This window comes from Bradyrhizobium sp. 4 (assembly GCF_023100905.1).
Lineage (GTDB): Bacteria > Pseudomonadota > Alphaproteobacteria > Rhizobiales > Xanthobacteraceae > Bradyrhizobium.
In genome coordinates this window covers 2,472,729-2,493,146 of record NZ_CP064686.1, presented here as the reverse complement: position 1 = coordinate 2,493,146, position 20,418 = coordinate 2,472,729, and the positions used below count along the sequence as shown (strand labels likewise).

18 protein-coding genes are annotated in these 20,418 nt (G+C 65.1%); 10 read left to right on the top strand and 8 right to left on the bottom strand.

What is annotated here, in order from left to right:
• Positions 1-44: 44 nt before the first annotated feature.
• Positions 45-563 (bottom strand): homoprotocatechuate degradation operon regulator HpaR, encoded by a 519-nt coding sequence (gene hpaR, locus IVB45_RS11425; RefSeq protein ID WP_247288667.1) that lies wholly within the window; start codon positions 561-563, stop codon positions 45-47.
• 110 nt (positions 564-673) lie between these two features.
• Between hpaR and hpaH the strand changes: the two genes are divergently transcribed.
• The 6 genes from hpaH (at position 674) to IVB45_RS11395 (ending at position 7,015) form a co-directional block, all read left to right on the top strand.
• The gene (gene hpaH / locus IVB45_RS11420) at positions 674-1,480 is read left to right on the top strand and encodes a 2-oxo-hept-4-ene-1,7-dioate hydratase (RefSeq protein ID WP_247359938.1); all 807 of its coding nucleotides are present in this window, start codon (positions 674-676) and stop codon (positions 1,478-1,480) included.
• Positions 1,481-1,510: 30 nt separating this feature from the next.
• A complete protein-coding gene (locus IVB45_RS11415) occupies positions 1,511-1,909 on the top strand; it encodes a 5-carboxymethyl-2-hydroxymuconate Delta-isomerase (protein ID WP_247359939.1) in 399 nt (132 codons plus the stop codon).
• Positions 1,902-3,440: a 5-carboxymethyl-2-hydroxymuconate semialdehyde dehydrogenase gene (gene hpaE, locus IVB45_RS11410; protein ID WP_247359940.1), complete on the top strand. Its 1,539-nt coding sequence runs from the start codon at positions 1,902-1,904 to the stop codon at positions 3,438-3,440. Before IVB45_RS11415 ends, hpaE begins: the two co-directional genes overlap by 8 nt.
• A 64-nt stretch (positions 3,441-3,504) precedes the next feature.
• Positions 3,505-4,488 (top strand): 3,4-dihydroxyphenylacetate 2,3-dioxygenase, encoded by a 984-nt coding sequence (gene hpaD, locus IVB45_RS11405; RefSeq protein ID WP_027568982.1) that lies wholly within the window; start codon positions 3,505-3,507, stop codon positions 4,486-4,488.
• Between the two features lie 3 nt (positions 4,489-4,491).
• A complete protein-coding gene (locus IVB45_RS11400) occupies positions 4,492-5,361 on the top strand; it encodes a fumarylacetoacetate hydrolase family protein (RefSeq protein WP_247359941.1) in 870 nt (289 codons plus the stop codon).
• A gap of 25 nt (positions 5,362-5,386) precedes the next feature.
• The gene (locus tag IVB45_RS11395) at positions 5,387-7,015 is read left to right on the top strand and encodes a thiamine pyrophosphate-dependent enzyme (RefSeq protein ID WP_247359942.1); all 1,629 of its coding nucleotides are present in this window, start codon (positions 5,387-5,389) and stop codon (positions 7,013-7,015) included.
• Here the strand turns inward: IVB45_RS11395 and IVB45_RS11390 are convergent.
• From IVB45_RS11390 to IVB45_RS11370, 5 genes are all read right to left on the bottom strand, one after another.
• Positions 6,993-8,234 (bottom strand): MFS transporter, encoded by a 1,242-nt coding sequence (locus IVB45_RS11390; protein ID WP_027568979.1) that lies wholly within the window; start codon positions 8,232-8,234, stop codon positions 6,993-6,995. The genes IVB45_RS11395 and IVB45_RS11390 overlap by 23 nt on opposite strands.
• 54 nt (positions 8,235-8,288) lie before the next feature.
• A complete protein-coding gene (alkB, locus tag IVB45_RS11385) occupies positions 8,289-8,942 on the bottom strand; it encodes a DNA oxidative demethylase AlkB (RefSeq protein ID WP_027568978.1) in 654 nt (217 codons plus the stop codon).
• A 9-nt stretch (positions 8,943-8,951) separates the two neighbouring features.
• The gene (locus tag IVB45_RS11380) at positions 8,952-9,698 is read right to left on the bottom strand and encodes a 2OG-Fe(II) oxygenase (protein WP_247359943.1); all 747 of its coding nucleotides are present in this window, start codon (positions 9,696-9,698) and stop codon (positions 8,952-8,954) included.
• A gap of 156 nt (positions 9,699-9,854) precedes the next feature.
• On the bottom strand, positions 9,855-10,541 hold the full coding sequence (locus tag IVB45_RS11375) for a DUF2848 domain-containing protein (protein ID WP_247359944.1): 687 nt from the start codon (positions 10,539-10,541) through the stop codon (positions 9,855-9,857).
• On the bottom strand, positions 10,534-11,883 hold the full coding sequence (locus IVB45_RS11370; protein WP_247359945.1) for an amidase: 1,350 nt from the start codon (positions 11,881-11,883) through the stop codon (positions 10,534-10,536). Before IVB45_RS11370 ends, IVB45_RS11375 begins: the two co-directional genes overlap by 8 nt.
• Positions 11,884-12,056: 173 nt before the next feature.
• Between IVB45_RS11370 and IVB45_RS11365 the strand changes: the two genes are divergently transcribed.
• The 4 genes from IVB45_RS11365 (at position 12,057) to IVB45_RS11350 (ending at position 15,812) form a co-directional block, all read left to right on the top strand.
• Complete coding sequence (locus IVB45_RS11365) at positions 12,057-12,470, top strand: OB-fold domain-containing protein (protein ID WP_247359946.1); 414 nt, start codon at positions 12,057-12,059, stop codon at positions 12,468-12,470.
• 4 nt (positions 12,471-12,474) lie between these two features.
• Positions 12,475-13,614, top strand: a complete 1,140-nt coding sequence (locus IVB45_RS11360) for a thiolase (protein ID WP_247359947.1) — start codon at positions 12,475-12,477, stop codon at positions 13,612-13,614.
• A gap of 5 nt (positions 13,615-13,619) precedes the next feature.
• Positions 13,620-14,534, top strand: a complete 915-nt coding sequence (locus IVB45_RS11355) for an SDR family oxidoreductase (protein ID WP_247288650.1) — start codon at positions 13,620-13,622, stop codon at positions 14,532-14,534.
• Positions 14,535-14,648: 114 nt separating this feature from the next.
• Positions 14,649-15,812, top strand: coding sequence for an SMP-30/gluconolactonase/LRE family protein (locus IVB45_RS11350; protein ID WP_027516817.1), 1,164 nt, complete (start codon positions 14,649-14,651; stop codon positions 15,810-15,812).
• Positions 15,813-15,862: 50 nt separating this feature from the next.
• On the opposite strand, the gene ppc is transcribed toward IVB45_RS11350, so the two are convergent.
• Together ppc and IVB45_RS11340 are read right to left on the bottom strand one after the other, a co-directional pair.
• Positions 15,863-18,652: a phosphoenolpyruvate carboxylase gene (gene ppc, locus IVB45_RS11345; protein WP_247359948.1), complete on the bottom strand. Its 2,790-nt coding sequence runs from the start codon at positions 18,650-18,652 to the stop codon at positions 15,863-15,865.
• Between the two features lie 827 nt (positions 18,653-19,479).
• Entirely contained in the window at positions 19,480-20,370 is an 891-nt protein-coding gene (locus IVB45_RS11340) for a LysR family transcriptional regulator (protein WP_247359949.1), read from the bottom strand.
• Positions 20,371-20,418: the final 48 nt, after the last annotated feature.

Here is a 20,418-nt window from a genome sequence, read left to right as displayed (position 1 = left end):
GGCGATGTCCATGATTGTTGACGCGCGCTTGCGCATATCTGCTTTCACTCCTCGGCACTTGCCTCCTCGCCCGCGCCGAGCCCTGCGAGACTTTGTTCGAGCTCGCCGAGCATCTCCTGCAACTCGACGAGCTTGCGTGCGCCAAAGCGTCGCGTGATCTCCGCATAGATCGCTTCGGAGGACGGCGCCACGGAGGCCATCAGCTTCACGCCCTTTTCCGAGATCGAGACCATGCTGCGGCGCTGGTCCGCCTTCGCCGTCTTGCGCTCGATCAAATTGCGCGCCTCCAGATCACGCAGGATGCGCGACAGGCTTGGTCCGAGCAGGAACGCGGTGCGCGCCAGTTCCGTGACCTCGACCGTGTCGATCGCCGCGAGCGCGCGCAGAATGCGCCATTGCTGCTCGGTCAGGCCATGCTCGCGCAGCGAGGGACGGAATTGCCGCATCACCGCTTCGCGCGCCCGCAGAAGCGACATCGGTAGCGAGCGCGAGAAGTCGCGCATCGGCACCTGCCGGACGGCGGGCTCGCTTCCGTTCGCAGGATCAGCCGGTCTCTTCACCATGACGCCCCTTCAAGCCGCGAAACGTTTGCAGTGCAGCAAGCCAATTTGCGATTGACGCATTCACTTAACATGTTAAGTATCTTCCCGCACCACGATTTGTAAGATCACAAATGGCGCTCTCCAACGACGATATCCGAGCTTGCGCGAACCGTCTGCACCAGGCGGAAAAGACCCGTACACAGATCCGGCAGCTCTCGCAGGACTTTCCCGACATCAGCATCGCTGACGCCTACGCGATTCAGAAGGCCTGGGTCGACGTCAAGATTGCCGAGGGGCGCATCGTTAGGGGACACAAGATCGGCCTGACCTCGAAGGCGATGCAGAGCGCGCTCGGCATCAACGAGCCGGATTCCGGCGTGTTGCTCGACGACATGTTCTTTGCCGATGGTGGCCTCGTCCCGACGAAGCGCTTCATCGCGACGCGCGTCGAAGCCGAGCTCGCCTTCGTCATGAGCAAACGCCTCGCGGGCCCCAACTGCACGCTATTCGACGTGCTCAACGCCACCGACTTCGTGGTGCCGGCGCTGGAGATTCTGGACACGCGGATCGAGCGCGTCGATCCCCAGACCAAGGCGACGCGAAAGATTTTCGATACCATCGCCGATAACGCGGCGAATGCCGGCATCGTGCTCGGCGGACGGCCGATCCGCCCGCTTGACGCCGATCTGCGATGGATCGGTGCGTTGTGTTTCAAGAACGGCCAGCTCGAAGAGACCGGCCTTGCCGCCGGCGTGCTCAATCATCCCGCCACGGCCGTTGCCTGGCTCGCCAACAAGATCGCACCGCTCGGCCTTGCGCTCGAGCCCGGACAAATCGTGCTCGCCGGCTCTTTCATCCGTCCGATCGAGACCCGCAAGGGCGACACAATCCAGGCCGATTATGGCGCCTACGGCTCGGTGAGCTGCTACTTCGCTTAGACGAACAAGAAAACAGGGAGTGAAACCGCGATGCCGCATTTCACGATCGAATATTCGGCCAATCTCGACGACCGCCTCGACATCGGCGCGGCGTGCGAGGTGGTGCGCAAGGCGGCGGTCGAGACCGGCATCTTCCCGCTCGGCGGCATCCGCGTCCGCGCCGTCAGATGCGAGCATTATGCGATTGCGGACGCGCGGCAAGACTACGGCTTTCTCGACATGGTGCTGCGCATCGGCGAAGGCCGCGATCTGCCAACCCGCAAGACGGCCGGCGAGCATGTCTTCCAGGCGCTCTCCCGGCATCTCGATCCCGTCTTCGCAAGCTCGAAATTCGCTCTCTCGTTCGACATGCAGATCAACGACAAGGACACGAGCTGGAAGCGCAACAACATCCACGACGCCCTGAAAGCGGAGGCCGCCCATGGATAAGCCCACGCCGAAAACCGATGTGTTCCAGGCCAACCGAGACCGCGTTGCACCGCTGCTGAAGACGCTGCGTGCCGACGGTATCGGGCACATGATCGACGGCAAGATCGTGCCGTCAATCTCAGGCGAGACGTTCGAGACGAAATCGCCGGTCGACGGCGCGATACTCGCAAGCGTCGCCCGCGGCAATGCCGAGGATGTCGATCGCGCCGCCACCGCTGCCGCCCTCGCCTTCAAGCCCTGGCGCGACATGGCGCCGGCGATGCGGAAGAAGCTGCTGCATCGGGTCGCCGACGCCATCGAGGACAACGCCGAAGACATCGCGGTGCTCGAATGCATCGACACCGGCCAGGCCTATCGCTTCATGGCCAAGGCCGCGATCCGCGCCGCCGAGAATTTCCGCTTCTTTGCCGATCGATGCGGCGAGGCGCGCGACGGCCAGAACACGCCGAGCGATGAGCATTGGAACGTCTCGACGCGCGTGCCGATCGGCCCGGTCGGCGTGATCACGCCGTGGAATACGCCGTTCATGCTTTCGACCTGGAAGATCGCCCCTGCTCTCGCCGCCGGCTGCACCGTCGTGCACAAGCCGGCGGAGTGGTCGCCGATCACGGCGGCCATTCTGGCGAAGCTCGTCAAGGAAGCCGGCGTGCCCGACGGCGTGCTCAACACCGTCCACGGTTTTGGCGAAGAGGCCGGCAAGGCGCTGACCGAGCATCCCGCCATCAAGGCGATCGGCTTCGTCGGCGAAAGCTCGACGGGATCCGCGATCATGGTTCAGGGCGCGCCCACGCTGAAGCGCGTGCATTTCGAGCTCGGCGGCAAGAACCCGGTGATCGTGTTCGACGACGCCGATCTCGACCGCGCGCTCGATGCGGTCGTGTTCATGATCTACTCGCTCAACGGCGAGCGCTGCACGTCGTCGAGCCGCCTGCTGATCCAGGCCGGCATCGCCGAGAAGTTCACCGAGAAACTCACGGCGCGCGTAAAAGCCCTGAAGGTCGGCCATCCCCTCGATCCGGTAACCGAGATCGGGCCACTGATCCACGAGCGTCATCTGGCAAAGGTGTGCTCGTATTTCGACGTCGCACGCCAGGACGGCGCGACGATTGCCGTCGGCGGCAAGGCCTATGACGGCCCGGGCGGCGGACATTATGTCGAGCCGACCCTGGTGACCGGCGCGCATGGCAAGATGCGCGTGGCGCAGGAAGAGGTGTTCGGCCCCTTCCTGACCGTGCTGCCCTTCAAGGACGAAGCCGACGCCGTCGAGATCGCCAACGACATCCGCTATGGCCTGACCGGCTATGTCTGGACCAACGACCTTGGCCGCGCATTGCGTGTCGCGGATGCGCTGGAAGCCGGCATGATCTGGCTGAACTCGGAAAACGTCCGGCATCTGCCAACGCCGTTTGGCGGCATGAAGGCCTCCGGCATCGGCCGCGACGGCGGCGATTACTCGTTCGATTTCTACATGGAAACCAAGCACGTCTCGCTGGCGCGGGGCACGCACAAGATTCAGAAGTTGGGAATCTAACGCCCGCGGTTCCTCGGCGCGGAGCGCGGACGGGGAATGGCGGGGTCTAGAGAGGGGAAACGCAATGCCCGTACCGCAACATATCTTCGAGCCGCCGTTCAACATCATCCGCTCCAGCCACGCCGTGCTGGACGTCACCGACCTGAAGCTCAGCCGCGAGTTCTATGAAAGCGTTGTCGGCCTGCATGTGGAGGACGCCGACGACAAGGTCGTCTACTTGCGCGCCGCCGAGGAGCACCAGCATCACTCGCTGGTGTTGCGCAAGGCGGCGGCGCCTGCCTGCAACCGGCTCGGTTTCAAAGTTGGCAACGACGGGGATCTGGACAAGGCCGCGAAGTTCCTGTCCGAGAACGGCCTTGGCTACGCCTTCGTCGATCAGCCCTTCCAGGGCCGCACGCTGCAGTTCACCGACCCCTTCGGCTTCCAGATCGAGCTGTATGCGTCGATGGACCGGCGGCCGCACCTGCTGCGCCGCTACGATCTCTACAGGGGCTGCCATCCGCAGCGGCTCGACCATTTCAACGTGTTCGCCGCCGAAGTGCAGGACACCGTCGAATTCTATGCCCGGCTCGGCTTTCGCCTCACCGAATACGCCGAGGAGGACGGACCGAACGGGCGCATCGCCGCGGCCTGGATGCATCGCAAGGGCAATGTCCACGATTTTGCCATCACCAACGGCAAGGGCCCGCGGCTGCACCACTTCGCGTACTGGACGCCGACGGCGATGAACATCATCCATCTCTGCGACGTCATGGCCTCGCAGGGCTTCGTCAAGAACATCGAGCGTGGCCCCGGCCGCCACGGCATCTCGAATGCGTTCTTCCTCTACGTCCGCGACCCCGATGGACACCGGCTCGAGCTCTACACCAGCGACTATTTCACCGGCGATCACGACCACGAGCCGCTTCGCTGGTCATTGCGAGATCCGCGCCGCCAGACATTGTGGGGCGCGCCCGCCCCGCGCTCCTGGTTCGAGCAGGGCTCGCCGTTCGCTGGCCAAGCCGTGCGTGAGCCGAACTTCGTGGCCGACGTGCTGGTGGCGGATTAAGCGATGACCCTCCCTCGCATCGCCACCTATTCCGTCAAGGGTGCAACGAAGTACGGCGCCGTCGTGGACGGCGGCATTGTCGATCTCTCCGCGCGCCACGCAAAGGACTATCCGACGCTGCGCGAGGTGATCGCGGCAGGAAAGCTCGCGAGCTTCGCGGAAGAGGCCGCCGGCCGCACGCCCGATCACGCGCTCGGTGACATCATCTGGCTGCCGCCGGTGCCCGCGCCGGAAAAGATCATCTGCATCGGCGTCAACTATCCCGACCGCAATGCCGAGTACAAGGACGGCCAGGACGCGCCGAAATATCCGAGCATGTTCATGCGCTCGCCGCGCTCCTTCGTCGGCCACGACACACCGCTGGTGCGCCCGCGCGCCTCCGCGCAGCTCGACTATGAGGGAGAGATCGTGCTGGTGATCGGCAAGGCCGGTCGGCACATTGCGGAAAGTTCGGCGCTCGATCACATCGCCGCGCTGACGCTCTGCAATGAAGGTTCGGTGCGCGACTGGCTGCGCCATGCCAAGTTCAACGTCACGCAGGGCAAGAACTTCGATTCCAGCGGCAGCCTCGGCCCGTGGCTGGTGCCCTACGCACAGGAATCGCAGGTCGCCGACATCCGCCTCACCACGCACGTCAACGGAGAGCTGCGGCAGGACGACCGCACCAGCCGGCTGATGTTTCCGTTCCGCTATCTCATCAGCTATATCTCGACCTTCGCAACGCTCGTTCCCGGCGATATCATCGTCACGGGCACGCCAACCGGCGCCGGTGCGCGGTTCGACCCGCCGCGTTATCTGAAGCCCGGCGATGTTATCGAAGTCGCGGCCGAGGGCATCGGATCTTTACGCAACGGCGTCGTCGACGAAGCCTGAACAATAATCGAAATGGAATAATGCCATGACTACCCTCACCGGCGGCGAAGCCATCGTAAGCGGCCTTGTCGCCCATGGCGTCGATACTGTATTCGGCCTGCCCGGCGCCCAGGTCTACGGCCTGTTCGACGCGTTCCACCAGGCCCAGCTCAAGGTGATCGGCGCGCGGCACGAGCAGGCTTGCGGCTACATGGCGTTCGGCTATGCGCGCTCCAGCGGCAGGCCCGGCGTGTTCAGCGTGGTGCCCGGCCCCGGCGTGCTCAACGCCAGCGCCGCGCTGCTCACCGCCTTCGGCTGCAACGAGCCGGTGCTGTGCGTCACCGGTCAGGTGCCGACGCAGTTTCTGGGCAAGGGCCGCGGCCATCTGCACGAGATGCCGGACCAGCTCGCGACCTTGCGCACCTATGTGAAATGGGCGGATCGGATCGAATATCCCGGCAACGCGCCGACCACCGTCGCGCGCGCCTTCCAGGAGATGACGTCCGGACGGCGTGGCCCCGCTTCGGTCGAGATGCCCTGGGACGTCTTCACCCAGCGCGCCGACACCGCGGCTGCGCAAGTGCTGGAGCCGCTGCCCGCGCCGCAGCCCGACCCTGATATGATCAAGCAGGCGGCCGCGCTGATCAGGAACAGCAAGGCGCCGATGATCTTCGTCGGCAGCGGCGCGATCGAGGCGCGCGAGGAGATTCTCGAACTCGCCGAGATGATCGACGCGCCTGTCGTCGCCTTCCGCAGCGGCCGCGGCATCGTCTCCAACGCGCATGAGCTTGGGCTCACCATGGCGGCAGCTTACAAGCTGTGGCCGACAACCGATTTGATGATCGCAATCGGCACGCGCGCCGAACTGCCGGCATCGGGCTTCCGCTGGCCGTATCAGCCGAAGGGGCTGAAATCCATTCGTGTCGATATCGATCCGGCCGAGATGCGCCGGCTCGCCTCCGATGTCGCTATCGTCGCCGACGCCAAGGCCGGCGCGGCCGATCTGGCCACCGCCGTGACGAAGGCCGGCTATGCCAGGACCAGCGGCCGGCGGGGCGACATCCGCGAGGCTGCTGCGACGGCGCAAGCCGCGATCCAGCGCATCCAGCCGCAGATGGCATATCTCAACATCCTGCGCGAGGTGCTGCCGGCGAACGCGATCGTGACAGATGAATTGTCGCAGTTCGGTTTCGCCTCCTGGTACGGTTTTCCGATCTACGAGCCGCGCACCTTCATCACATCAGGCTATCAGGGCACGCTCGGCTCGGGCTTCCCGACCGCGCTCGGCGCCAAGGTCGCCAATCCCGACAAGCCGGTGGTGGCGATCACCGGCGACGGCGGCTTCATGTTCGGCGTGCAGGAGCTTGCCACCGCCGTGCAGTTCAACATCGGCGTGGTGACGCTGGTGTTCAACAACAACGCCTACGGCAATGTCCGCCGCGACCAGCGCGAGCGCTTCGACGGCCGCGTGGTGGCGTCCGATCTGGTCAACCCGGATTTCGTCAAGCTGGCGGAGTCCTTTGGCGTCGCATCAGCGCGCGTCACTGCGCCGGACCAGTTCAAGGCGGCGATGGAGAAGGCGCTCGCCCATGGCGGGCCGTATCTGATCTCGATCGAAGTGACCAGGGATTCGGAAGTGAGCCCCTGGGCGTTCATCCACCCGCCGAAGCCTTGAGGTGAACGCCGCCCTGTAGCCGCGCCGCCGCGATCACCAGCAGGCCCGCGCCTGCGACCGCCCAGCAGGCGACCGGGGCCCAGTGCAGCAGCGGCGCGTAGTCAGGCACTTTCTGCAAGCCGCCGGCGACCGCCGCCATTCGTGCCAAGGTCCCGAGTGCCAGCGCCGAGAAGACGAGGCCGGTCACCTTTCCCTCCGCGCCGGTCGAGCCGATGGCCAACGCAGCCGAGATCGCGCTCATCAGCATGCAGCCCCACGCTGCTCCGGCGAGAAACTGCGCGACGATCAGCGTGTTGAGGCTGCCGGCGAATTCGGCCGCAGCAATCGCGACCGCTCCAAGCAGTCCGGCCGCGCCCATCACGATCACGCCGCCACGGTGCTTGGCGACGAGGCTTGCCGGAAACATGGCAATGTTGAAACCGATCCAGAACACCGGCATCAGCCATTGCAGCTCATCCGGCTTGGCAAAGCGCAGGTAGAACGGCGCGCTGTTCAGAGCGAAGTGCAACTGATAACCGAGCGCGAGCGCCACCATCGCGACGATGAAGGCGATCGGCACGAGGCCAAGCGGCTTTGCCGCTTCGGGCGGTGTCGGCGGCGCGGTGTCGCGGGCCACCTCGTGCTCGATCCGTGACAGTCCGAGCGCGGTCAACAGCAACACTGCGCTCGATATCACGAAGGGCAGCCGCGCATCGTGCTCGCGCAGCACCACGCCGAGATAGGGCGAGACTGCGCCGGCGACGCCATAGCCGAGCATCGCGAGCGCGGCGAGGAACGGCACCTGCGGCCGGGCGCGGTATTTGCCGAGCAGGGTCAGCGGCGGCGCGCGCAGCGCGGACGAGGTGATCGACCAGACCACGATCAGGGCAATGAACCACCCCTGCGCGGCCACCCCGCGTCCTGCGACGAAGGGCAGCGCGACGAACGCGCCGCAGGAGATCGCGGCCACGAGCCCGACGAACAGGCCTAGCCTGCCGAGATGGGGAGCGATCTTGTCGGCGGCGATCCCCATCGCGGTGTCGGCGATGGTGAAGATCGCCTGGTCCAGCATCAGGATGAGGATGACGGCTGATGGCGCGACGCCGACCTCAGCCGCGAGCTTTGGCAGATAGATGACGTAGGTGGTCCAGCCAAGCGTGAACGCCAGTTGCAGCACGGCCAGATACAAGCCGGTACGGTTGGCCGCGCCAGTGCCGGCCGAGAGCTGTGTGGTCGCCATATCGCCGTCTCCCCCGCCGGAAGCTTAGACGAGCGGCGGCTGCGAGGAAACGCGTCAGCGGACCTTTCGGAACGTCAAATTGATCCGCTTCCGCCCCAGCAACGCATGTTCACCGTCGGCCAGCGGCGCGACGCCGTGATAGGCGAGCCGTGACGGCCCGCCCCAGACCACGACATCGCCATGGACCAAGCGGAAGCGGCGCGGCTTGTCGCTGCGTGCCAGGCCGCCGAACAGGAACGTCGCAGGCAGCCCGAGCGAGACCGAGACGATCGGCGCTGAATAATCCAGCTCGTCCTTGTCCTGATGCAATGACAGCCGCGTGCCGGGCTCGTAGCGGTTGACGAGGCACGCGTCGGGCGCGAAGCCGGCAAAGCCGCCCTGCTCCGCGGCGCGCAACGCCAGATCGCGGAGCACCGGCGGCATCGCCGGCCACGGCGCCCCGGTCCGCGGGTCGATGGGATCATAGCGATAGCCGGTATGATCGGTGATCCAGCCGCGCTCGCCGCAATTGGTCATGGCGACCGACATCAGATGCCCGCCGGGCGTGGTCATGCGGCGGAACGGCGACTGCGCCACGATGGCGCGCACCGCTTCGATCAACTCGCTCTCGATCGGCTTGACGAAGCCGCGCAGCAGAACGGCGCCGTCGGCGATCTCCTCGCGCGACGGCTGGGCTTCGGCAACGCTATCGAACAAATCCGCCATCAGTGGCAGCGTTTATTTCGCATCGTGAAAGATCACACCTAGTGTGTGGCGCTGACCGGACCTGACCCGGCTGACGCCATGGCGGAGATTAACGCGGTAGGTGCCGCGTGTCCCCTGCACCGGGCGGTGATGCACAGCGAAGGCCACGGCGTCGCCCTGCGCGAGCGGAACCACTTCGGCGCGGGACTGCATGCGCGGGCGCTGCTCGGTCAGCACGAACTCGCCGCCGGTGAAATCGCGGCCGGGCTCCGACAAGAGGATCGCGACCTGCAACGGGAACACGTGCTCGCCATAGAGGTCCTGATGCAGACAGTTGAAATCGCCGGCCTCGTATTGCAGCAGCAGCGGCGTCGGTCGCGCTTGGCCTGCCTCGTGGCACCGCTTCAGGAACGCCGCGTGTTCGGCCGGGTAGCGGATGTCGATCCCCATAGCCTCGTTCCAGCGGTTGGCGACGCCCTGGAGATGCGCGTAGAGCGTCGGGCGCAACTGCGCGATCAGGTCAGGCAGCGGGTAGGAGAAATATTTGTACTCGCCGCGACCGAAGCCATGGCGGCCCATGACGATGCGGCTCCGGAAGTTGGCGTCGTCGGGATAGAGCGCGGCGACGGCGCGGCACTGGTCCGGCGTGAGCAGGCCTTTCAGGAGCGCGCAGCCCTGGGTGTCGAGTTCGCCGGTGATCTGGGGCCAGTCGAGGGCATCGACGCGGGCGGCGGGGTCCGTGGCTGACTTATGAGGCGATTTGCGTGCTGTTGCTGTCATGGCTCTGACCTTCGCAAGACCGCCCCGTCCTCTACCACCCGATTTCCGTCTCTCTCCCCGTCATTGCGAGCGGAGCGAAGCAATCCAGAATCCCCCCGCGGAACCAGCCTGGATTGCTTCGTCGCAAGGGCTCCTCGCAATGACGGCGGAGAGACCTTAGCCCCTCACGGGCAGCGTCACCACGTCATAGCCGTGCTTGATCGTGCGCTTCAGCACCGGGTCTTCCAGCTCGAAATCGAAACGGTCGGCGGGGCGGATACCGCCCTTCGCCGCAAACGTGCCGCCGAACATGGCGCAGCCGTCGGGAAATTTCCCTCCCTCGAAGCCACGCGCGATCAGGTCGGCGACCGGCAGCATCGCATCGAGCGTGCCCTCCTGATACAGCACGCGTTCGCCCTTGATCGTGGCCCAGGAGCGCAGGATCATCCTGTCCCAGTGGCCGATGACGTCCTCGAGCTCCCACAGCGTGGATGCGATCGGCTTGTCGCACATCTGCTTGGACACCGTGACGTTATAGGCCTCGACCTTGCGGTCGGTGTGGTCGGAACCGCAGCCGACGAAAATGCGACCCTGCCAGCCGATCAGCACGAACTCGACCTCGCCAGAGGAATCGCCGCCGGTGCATTCGATGCTGTCTTCCATCGTCAGCCGTCGTGCCGAGGCGCGATAGTAGATCGGCGTCGAGGCCGGCGGGGCGATACCCATCTCCTGCAGCTCGGCAATGTGCTTGTCGCGCGCGACCGGATCGCGGCCGGTCCAGCCGGCGATGACCATCTGATCGATCGCCAGCGTCAGCGGCGTGGTGGTGTCCTGGGCGTCAACGGTGAAAGTCAGGTCAAACACGAATTACGGCCTCCATGCCGGCAGCAAGCTCGAAGATACGGCGGTCCGATCCGCCCGCGCCCGCCAGCATCAGGCCGACCGGAATCTCGCCCTCGCGATGCGCAGGCAGCGAGATGGCGCAGCCGTCGATCATGTTGATCAGGGTGCAGTTGCGGAGCGCCCGCAGGTTTTCCCTGGTGAACGCCTTGTCGTCGGCAAGATCCGAAATTTTCGGCGGCGTGTTGGCGGTGGTCGGCAGCACCAGCGCATCATAGGGCGCGATGCGCGCATTGACGCGGGCGATCAGCGAGCGGCGCTCGTGGAGAAGATCGATGTAGTCCGCCGCGCTCTGCGCCTCGCCACGCATGATGCGCACGGAGACTCGGGGATCGTAGACGTCGCCCTTGGACGTGAGGAGGTAGCGATGCCAGGCATAGCTTTCGGAAGCCGCAAAGCCGCCCTTGGCGTTCATCGGCCCGATGTCGTGGAATTCGGCCATCTCGATGCGCTCGATGATCGCACCATGATCGGCAAGGCTCTTGAGTGCACGCTCGAATGTCGCGGCCACAGCCGCGTCGAGGTCGTCGAGCGCGATCGTGGTCGGGACCGCCAGCCGCATGCCCTTGACGGGCCGGGGCTTCAGCGGGGCGATTGGCTCGTTCGCAAGCACGGCATCGAGAATGGCACAGCAACTGACCGATCGTGCCAGCGGCCCGATGCTGTCGAGCGAGAACGACAGCGGCACAGCCCCGTCGAGCGGCACGCGCCGCTGCGTCGGCTTGTAGCCGACGATGCCGTTATAGGCCGCCGGAATCCGGCAGGAGCCGCCGGTGTCGGTGCCGAGCGCGCCATGCGCCATGCCGTCGAGCACGGAAACCGCGGCGCCCGAGGACGACCCGCCCGGCACGTGGCCCTCGGCCCGGTTCCAGACGCCCTTTGGCGTGCCGTAATGCGGATTGATGCCGATGCCGGAATAGGCGAACTCGGTCATGTTGGTGCGCCCGATCACGACGAAGCCGGCCTTGCGCAGCCGCGCCACCGTGGGGGCATCCTGTTCGGCCGGGGAGGAATCGTCGAGCGCGCGGGAGCCGGCGCGCGTCACCTGGCCCTTGATGTCGAAGAGATCCTTGATCGAGACCGGGATACCGGCGTAGCGCGACGGCGCCGCCTTCACCTTGCGCAAACCGTCCATCGCATCGGCCGCCACAAGCGCGGCGTCCTTGTCGACATGGATGAAGGCACGCTGCCCCTCGCCGGCCGGGTCGGCGATTTTGGCGATGCAAGCCTCGACCAGCTTGCGGGAGGTGGTCCGGCCGCTTTCGAGGTCTTCGGCGAGCTTCGTCAGTGTCGAAAAATCGGGCATGTCTGTCTCACGGAATATTTGCGCGCAATGTATAGCGCTGCCTCAGTTCGACACAAGCATTGTGCGCATGATGGCATGCATGCGCATTGCTGGACCGTTGACGCGCCATGGTCGATTGTCGCATCAAGATCGCAACAGCCGGGCTCAGCTTGGCCTTGGGAGGACCTGCCGAGATGGCCGAACCGCAGCGCGCGCGACCGAAACCGACGCCCGAGACCCAGCATTTCTGGGACGGTACCAAGGCGGGTGAGTTGCGCCTGCAGCGCTGCGACGCCTGCGCGCATGTCTATTTTCCGCCGCGCCCGTTCTGCCCGTCCTGCGCCTCGCGCAAGGTCAGCATCTTCAAGGCGAGTGGCAAGGGCTTCCTCTACAGCTACGTGATCAACCATCGTCCCGCCGCGCCCGGCTTCACGCCGCCTTACGCGATCGCCGTGGTTGAACTTGCCGAGGGACCGCGGATGATGAGCAACATCATCGACTGCCCGCAGACGCCGGAGGCGCTCGAGCTCGACATGAAGCTCGAGGTCTCCTTCGAGACGCTCGACGACAAGATCACCCTCCCCGTGTTCCGTCCGGCGAAGGGGTAAGCCCATGCGCAGCAATCAGGTTGCCGTCGTCGGCGCGGCCGAGACCACCGAGCTCGGTGTCATTCCCAACGCCTCGCAGCTCCAGCTTCACGCGGATGCGGCGCTCAATGCCATTGCCGATGCCGGCCTGAAGCTGTCGGACATCGACGGCTTCGCCACCGCCGTCGAGACACCGCAGCAGGTCTGCCACTATCTCGGCATCAAGCCGACCTGGGTGGACGGCACCTCGGTCGGCGGCTGCTCCTTCATGCTGCACGTCCGCCATGCCGCCGCGGCGATCGAGGCCGGCCTCTGCAAGACCGTGCTGATCACCCATGCCGAGAGCGGCAAGTCGATGATCGGCAAGGCGCCGCGCTCGATCCCCGCCGACAGCCTGCAAGGCCAGTTCGAGGCGCCATTCGGCGTCTACGGCCCGCCCAGCATGTTCCCGATCCCCGTGCTGCGCTTCATGAAGACCTATTGCATCACGCACGAGCAGCTCGCCGCGGTCGCGGTGGTGCAGCGGGAATGGGCGGCGAAGAATCCGCGCGCGATGATGAAGGACCCGATCACGGTCGCCGACGTCCTCAACTCGCGCATGATCGCCTACCCGTTCCGCCTGCTGCAATGCTGCCTCGTCACCGACGGCGGCGGCGCGCTGATCCTGACCTCGGCGGACCGTGCCAAGGATTTTCCGCGCAAGCCGGTCTACATCATGGGCACCGGCGAGAGCGTGGAGACGCCGATGGTCAGCCAGATGGAGACTTTTAATTCCTCGCGCGCGTTCAAGACCGCGGGACCGCTGGCGTTCAGGGAGGCCGGCATCGCGCACAAGGACGTCGATCATCTCATGATCTACGACGCGTTCGCGCATCTGCCGCTGTTCGGCCTCGGCGATCTCGGCTTCATGCCGCACGAGGAGACCGGCAAGTTCATCGCCGACGGCAACACGCGCCCGGGCGGCAAGCTGCCGCTCAACACCAATGGCGGCGGATTGAGCTACATGCATTCGGGCATGTACGGCATGTACGCGCTCCAGGAGAGCGTCCGCCAGATGCGCGGCATTGCGCCGGCGCAGGTGGCGAATGCGAAGATTTCGGTGTGCCACGGCGTCGGCGGCATGTTCGCCGCGTCGGGCACGATCGTGTTTACGAACGAGAGGTAATCCACATGAGCAAATCACTGCAAGACAAGGTCATCATCGTTACCGGCGCAGGCCGCGGCATCGGGCGGGAGATCGCGCTGCTTTGCGCTGGCGAGGGCGCCAAGGTCGTCGTCAACGATCCCGGCGTCGCCGCGGACGGCGCCGGCACCAGCGCCGCGCCCGCCGAGGAAGTGGTCGAGGAGATCAAGAAGCGCGGCGGCACCGCCGTCGCCAATTTCGAGTCGGTGGCCGAAGCCATCCCCGCCAGCAAGATCGTGAAGACTGCGACCGATCATTTCGGCCGGCTCGACGGCGTGGTCAACAATGCCGGCATCCTGCGCGACATGATCTTCCACAAGATGAGCGTGGAAGCGTTCGAGGCCGTCATCAAGGTGCATTTGATGGGCTCGTTCTACGTCAGCCACGCCGCGGCGCGGATCTTCCGCGAGCAGGAGAGCGGCTCCTTCGTCCACTTCACCTCGACCTCGGGCCTGATCGGCAACTTTGGACAAGCCAATTACGCCGCCGCCAAGCTCGGCATCGTCGGCCTGTCGAAGTCGATTGCGCTCGACATGGGCCGCTTCAACGTCCGTTCCAACTGCGTCTCGCCGTTCGCCTGGACCCGCATGATCGGCACCATCCCGACCGAGACCGAAGCCGAGAAGGCACGGGTCGAGAAGATCAAGCAGATGGGGCCGGAGAAGATCGCGCCGGTCTGCGCCTATCTGCTCTCCGACGCCGCCAAGGACGTCTCCGGGCAGATCTTTGGCGCACGCATGAACGAGCTGTTCCTGTTCAGCCAGAACCGCCCGCTGCGCTCGGTGCACCGGAGCGAAGGTTGGACGCCGCAATCGATCGCGGAACACGGCATGCCGGCGCTGAAAGGTTCGTTCTACAAGCTCGACCGCTCCGCCGACATCTTCCCTTGGGATCCCGTGTAAGCGAATTCCACCTTTGCTGCATTGCGATCTCCGGTTGTCCAGCCGGGGATCGCCCGCTTTACGCCCGATTGCAGGCGGACAGTTTTCTCCCAAACAAAAGAATGGGAGGCGACTATGACAAACCCACTGACCATCTCCACCGACGTCAATGAGCCTGTTCTCGCGCGCCGCACCCTGCTGAAGGGCGCGGCAGCAGTCGCGGCGACGGGCGTCACCATGACCGCAGCCCTGGGGGCGTCGGTAACGCCCTTGGGCCAGACGGGTGCACCGACAAGATCGACCGCGCCGCTGCCGTTGGGACCACTGCCGGGCAGCCGTTATCCGGACGCCCATTTGGAATCCGCCAAGAAGGGGCCGCCATCGTTTGGGCCCCCCGGCTTTCCCGCCTTTGCCGGCACCATGGCCGTCGAGCGCGTCGCAACGGGCTTCCGCTGGGCCGAGGGGCCAGTATATTTCGCGGCCGGGCGATACCTGCTATTCAGCGACATTCCGAATAATCGCATCATGCGCTTCTCGGAGGACGACGGCCACGTCAGTGTCTATCGCCAGCCCTCGATGAACTCGAACGGCAACACGATTGATCGCGAAGGACGCCTGATCACTTGCGAGCACAGCGGTCGGCGCGTGACGCGCACCGAACTCGACGGCTCGATCACCATCATCGCCGACAAGTTCAATGGCAAGCGACTGAACTCGCCCAACGATGCGGTCGTGACGGCCGATGGCGCAATCTGGTTCACCGATCCCGCCTACGGCATCGGCGGTTTCTACGAAGGAATCAAGGCCGAGCCCGAGCAGGAGAAGAAGAACGTCTACCGGGTCGATCCGAAGTCTGGAGAGGTCAAGGTCGTCGTCGACGACTTTGTCGAGCCGAACGGGCTTGCCATCTCGCCGGACGAGAAGAAGCTCTACATCTGCGACACCGGCTTCACGGATGGGCCCGACAACCCGTCGCATATCCGCGTGTTCGATCTCGACGTCGCCGGGGGCAAGGTGTCGAACAGCAAGGTGTTCGCAGAGATGCCAAAACCGAGCATCACCGATGGCGTCCGCTGTGACACCGAAGGACGCGTCTGGTGCTCGGTGGGCTGGGGGGACGCAAACGAAGACGGCGTACGCTGCTACACGCCCTCCGGCGAGTTGCTGGGCAAGATTCATATTCCGGAAACCGTCGCTAATTTGTGCTTCGGCGGTCAGCAGCGAAATAGGCTCTATATTTGTGGCTCGACATCGCTCTATGCCGTCTACACCAGTGTGCAGGGCGCGATGAAGCCGTGAGCGATTAATAGAGTGGCGAGTAGCGAACCGTACGGTTCGCTACTCGCTTCTCAACCCGTATTCCTCAGCCCCGCCGATATCCCGTTGATCGTGAGCTGAATCCCGCGCAGGACCTGCTCGTCCGGGTTCTGCGCGCGGTGCTCCTTCAGCAGTTCGACCTGCACGTGGTTGAGCGGGTCGAGATAGGGGAAGCGGTGGCGGACCGAGCGTTCCAGCAGCGGGTTGCCTTGCAGCAGGCGGTCCTGGCCCATGATGTCCAAGAGCGTCTCGATGCAGGAGTGCCATTCGCGGCGGATGCGGCCGAAGATTTTTTCACGCAGAGCTTCGTCGGGCACGAGTTCGGCATAGCGCGAGGCGATCGCGATCGAGCTTTTCGCCAGCACCATGTCCATGTTCGACAGCAGCATGCGGAAGAACGGCCATTCCTTGTAGAGCTCCTTGAGGAACGGCATGCCCTTGTCGGGATGCTCCGCGATCCACTGCTCGACGGCGCTGCCAAAGCCGTACCAACCGGGCAGCATCAGGCGGCATTGCGCCCAGGAGAACACCCAGGGGATGGCGCGAAGGTCCTCGATCGCGCGAGTCTTCTTGCGCGAGGCCGGGCGGCTGCCGATGTTGAGCGTCGCGATCTCGTTGATGACGGTGGACGCCCAGAAATAATCGACGAAGCCGTCGGTCTCGTAGACGAGGCCGCGGTAGGCCTTGAAGGCGAGACTTGAAAGCTCGTCCATCGCGATCAGATATTCGCGCCGCGGCGCGCTCTGGCGCGGATGCAACAGGCTCGCCTCCAGAGTCGCGGCGGCAAGGATCTCCAGATTGTTGCGGCCAACTTCGGCGTTGGAGTATTTCGACGAGATGATCTCGCCCTGCTCGGTGATGCGGATCTGGCCGTTCACCGCGCCGCCGGGCTGGGCGATGATGGCATCGTAGCTCGGGCCGCCGCCGCGGCCGACCGAACCGCCGCGGCCATGGAACAGACGCAGGCGCACGCCGTGGCGCTCGAACACGTCGACGAGGCCGATCTCGGCCTTGTAGAGCTCCCAGCCCGAAGTGACGAAGCCGCCGTCCTTGTTCGAGTCGGAATAGCCCAGCATGACCTCCTGCACGCTGCCGCGGCTGTCCACCAGCCGGCGGTAATCATGCAGCGACAGCATGCGGTCCATGATGGTGGAAGACGCCTGCAGATCCTCGATGGTCTCGAACAGCGGCACGATATTGATGGCGCTGCGCCCCGAGGGATGCACCAGCCCCACCTCCTTGAGCAGCACCGCGACCTCGAGCATGTCGGACATGCTCTTGCACATCGAGATGATGCATTGGGGAATGGCGTCCGAGCCGAACTTCGCATGCGCTTCTGCTGCGGCATGGAAGACGTTGAGCTCGCCCATGGTCTCGTCGCTGTACTTGACGAACGGCGACACCAGCGAGCGCGTCGAGCGCAGCTCGTTGGTGAGCAGCGAGATGCGCGCGTCCTCGCCGAGCGCGAGATAGGACATGCCGGGGTTGGCGGCGTCCATCAGCTCGGCGATGGTGCGCTCGTGCACTGCGGAGTTCTGCCGGATGTCCAGCCGCGCCAGATGGAATCCAAAGCAGTCCACCGCACGCCGCAGCAGGCGCAGCCGGCCGCGGGCGATCACACCGGCGTTGTTGGAGATCAGCGAGCGGTGCAGCACGTCAAGATCGGCCTTGAACTCCCCGACGCTGTCATATGGCGCGCCCTTGCCGACCGGCCGGCGCGTGATCTCGACCTGAAGCATTTCGGCCGTTGCGGTCAGGCGCGCATAGATGCCGGAGACCGCAAGACGATACGGCTCGCCGCTCCGATGCGGCGAGGTATCGGGCGAGCGCTCCGCCAGCGTGCGCAGCTCCTCGGAGACGTCGGCGAGATGCGCCGCGATCGACAATTCCGAGCCGAGCACGTGCAACTCATTGAGATAGAACTGCATCACCCGGCTCGACTGCAGCCGCAGCGTGCCGCGCATCACGTCGGCGGTGACGAAGGGATTGCCGTCGCGGTCGCCGCCGATCCAGCTGCCCATGCGCAGGAACGAGGCGAGCTCGCCGGCCGCCTGCTCGCCGCCCTCCTCCAGCCGGTCCTCCAGCGTGTTGACCAGCCGCGGCACCTCGCGCAGAAACGTGTAATCGTAGAACGACAAGCCGTTGGCGACCTCGTCGAGCACGGTGAGCTTGGTCCGGCGCAGCAGATTGGTCTGCCACAGCGTCAGCACCTCGCGGCGGAGCTGCTCGTCGCTGGCGTCAGCCTCGTCCGCGGTCAGCGCGACCCGCTCGCGGCGGTCGAGCAGGGCGGCGACCTCCATCTCGCGGTCCATCGTGCTCTTGCGGCGGACCTCGGTCGGATGCGCGGTCAGCACCGGGCTGACCAGCGCGGTCTTGAAGAAGTTGCGAAGGGCGTCGGCACCGATGCCCGCAGCCCTCGCATGGGCGAGCGTCTCGGCCAGCACGCCGGAGCCGCCGCCCTTGTTGGCGCGCATCTGGCGGATGTTGTTCTGGTCCTCGGCGATGTTGGCGAGGTGGGAGAAATAGCTGAAGGCGCGGACGATCCGCACCGTCTCCGAGGTCGACATGCTGTCGAGGATCTGCTCGAGCTCGCGGCGGGCGAGCCGGTCCTCATCGCGGTGGAATCGGATCGATGTCTGCCGGATGCGCTCGACCAGATCGAACAATTCGGCACCCTCCTGGTCGCGCACGGTGTCGCCGAGGATGCGCCCGAGCAGGCGGATATCGTCCCGCAGCCGCGCATCCGCCTCCAGCGCCAGGACGTCCTCGGGGCGGTTGGGGCGTTGGTCGAGGGTGTCGGACGATATGGTCTGGAGGGACATGGCTCGCTCCCCTTGTCGAGCTCGCTTGACTGCCCGGCTCAGCCGAGTGTGCAAGTTTTTTGCCGCAGCGCAAGATGAAGTTGGGGGCGGCGCGGTAACATCACCGATCATGGGTGGGAATGCGCCTTGCTGACGGGCGCAGACATACATTCGCGGTCTCGCGGCGGGGGGCGCCCGAGTTTGCTGTCCGTTTCGCCCTCGTCGAGAAAAAAGGGCGCAGGGAAGGCCGGGCGCCGGCTGGCACCCAGGGTCCGCACGCGAAAAACGCACGCGGGGGTGACCACAGGTGATGCCGGAACATCCGGCCTTCCCTGCGCAATGGTTTTACGGCTTATGGCGCGCTCTCCCCGGGGAGCGATGCACTATTGCCCCCGTCGCCTCGCGGATGATCGACGCGCGCACCCGGTCGGGCCGCACATCACCGCAAGCCTTGACGCACAGACCCCGGGCGTCAGGACCACACGCTTTTGCCGTCCGCGGACGTCCCTCCCCGGACATCCGGAAGCTTGCGCGTGCTCGCTCCCGAAGCCGAAAAGAGACGCTGTGACCGCGCCGGGTCGTTCGCGCGGATCGCGATGGCTCACAGGCGTAGCCCGCCCCGCCACCTCGTCACGCGCCGGCGCTGCCGCGTCCATCGCATCCCGGCTCACGTATCGTGACGATCGCGAAACGCCCTTTTAGCGGGCCGGGATGTCCTGCGGTTTATCCGAAGCCGTGAATTCGGTCAATCAGAATATTTGTCGGTGCCACTCCTTGACCTGCATGTAGCGTGTTTTGGCGTCGGAAGACCGTGGGCGTAGTATTCACCATGGGAGCCGAATGTTTCTTCAGCCGACCTCTGCAGGTTCGAATGCCAACCAGAGAGCTTCAACTTCGTGACTCTGTCGTGCAGCCGGTCGAAAGAGCCGTATCTCGATCGGGATTACGGACTTGGCATCGCCGGCCGCGACCAGCGAACCCGCCTTGATGTCGTCTTCAGCCAACGTTCGCGGAAGCCAGGCGACACCGTCTCCGGACCTGACCATCGATAGCAGCGTCGCGGCGAGATGCGACGTGAAGATCTTCTTCAGGTGTCTTTTCGCTAACTGACTTGCAACGATACGGCCCAGCCCAGACTGCGGGCTGTAGGCCAAGTAGGGGATGGTCTCGTCGCTCTGCAGCGACCACCGCGGCTTCCGGCCGGTGCCCGTTGCGCTGAGCGGAAGTAGCGTGTCGGTCCCTACGACAATGCTCTTGAATTGCCTGGTATCGAGCCGGCTGCCCATGCTGCGGTGGTAGTGGCACAACAAGAACGACACGTCGCCCCGGAGCATCATCCGCTCGCACGCCAGCATGCTGTCGGAAACCAGATTAAGATTGCCTAAGGCGAGGATCTTCTCGCTGCTCCGGACCCACTTCGGAAAGAACGTGAACGACAATACATGCGTCGCCGCGATCGACAGCGGTCCCACGCCCCGGCCGGCCACTTCGAGGGTCTGGCGGCGCAGTTGGTGAAGCGCTCTGGTCAGGATCTCTGCCTGGCCGTGGAAATGCTCCCCGGCGGGCGTGAGCGTCACGCTGTGCGTCGTGCGAACGAATAGCGGCGCCCCCACCCAGTCCTCCAATGCCCGGATACGCCGGCTGAAGGCCGGCTGGGTGACGTGACGGGCTTCGGCCGCCTTGGAGAAGCTCAAGGTCTCGGAGAGAGCCAGATAGTCCTCAAACCAGATCAGCTCCATCGGTAATGCCAAATCGGCATAACTATTCTCGGCAACAGCATTAGCCTT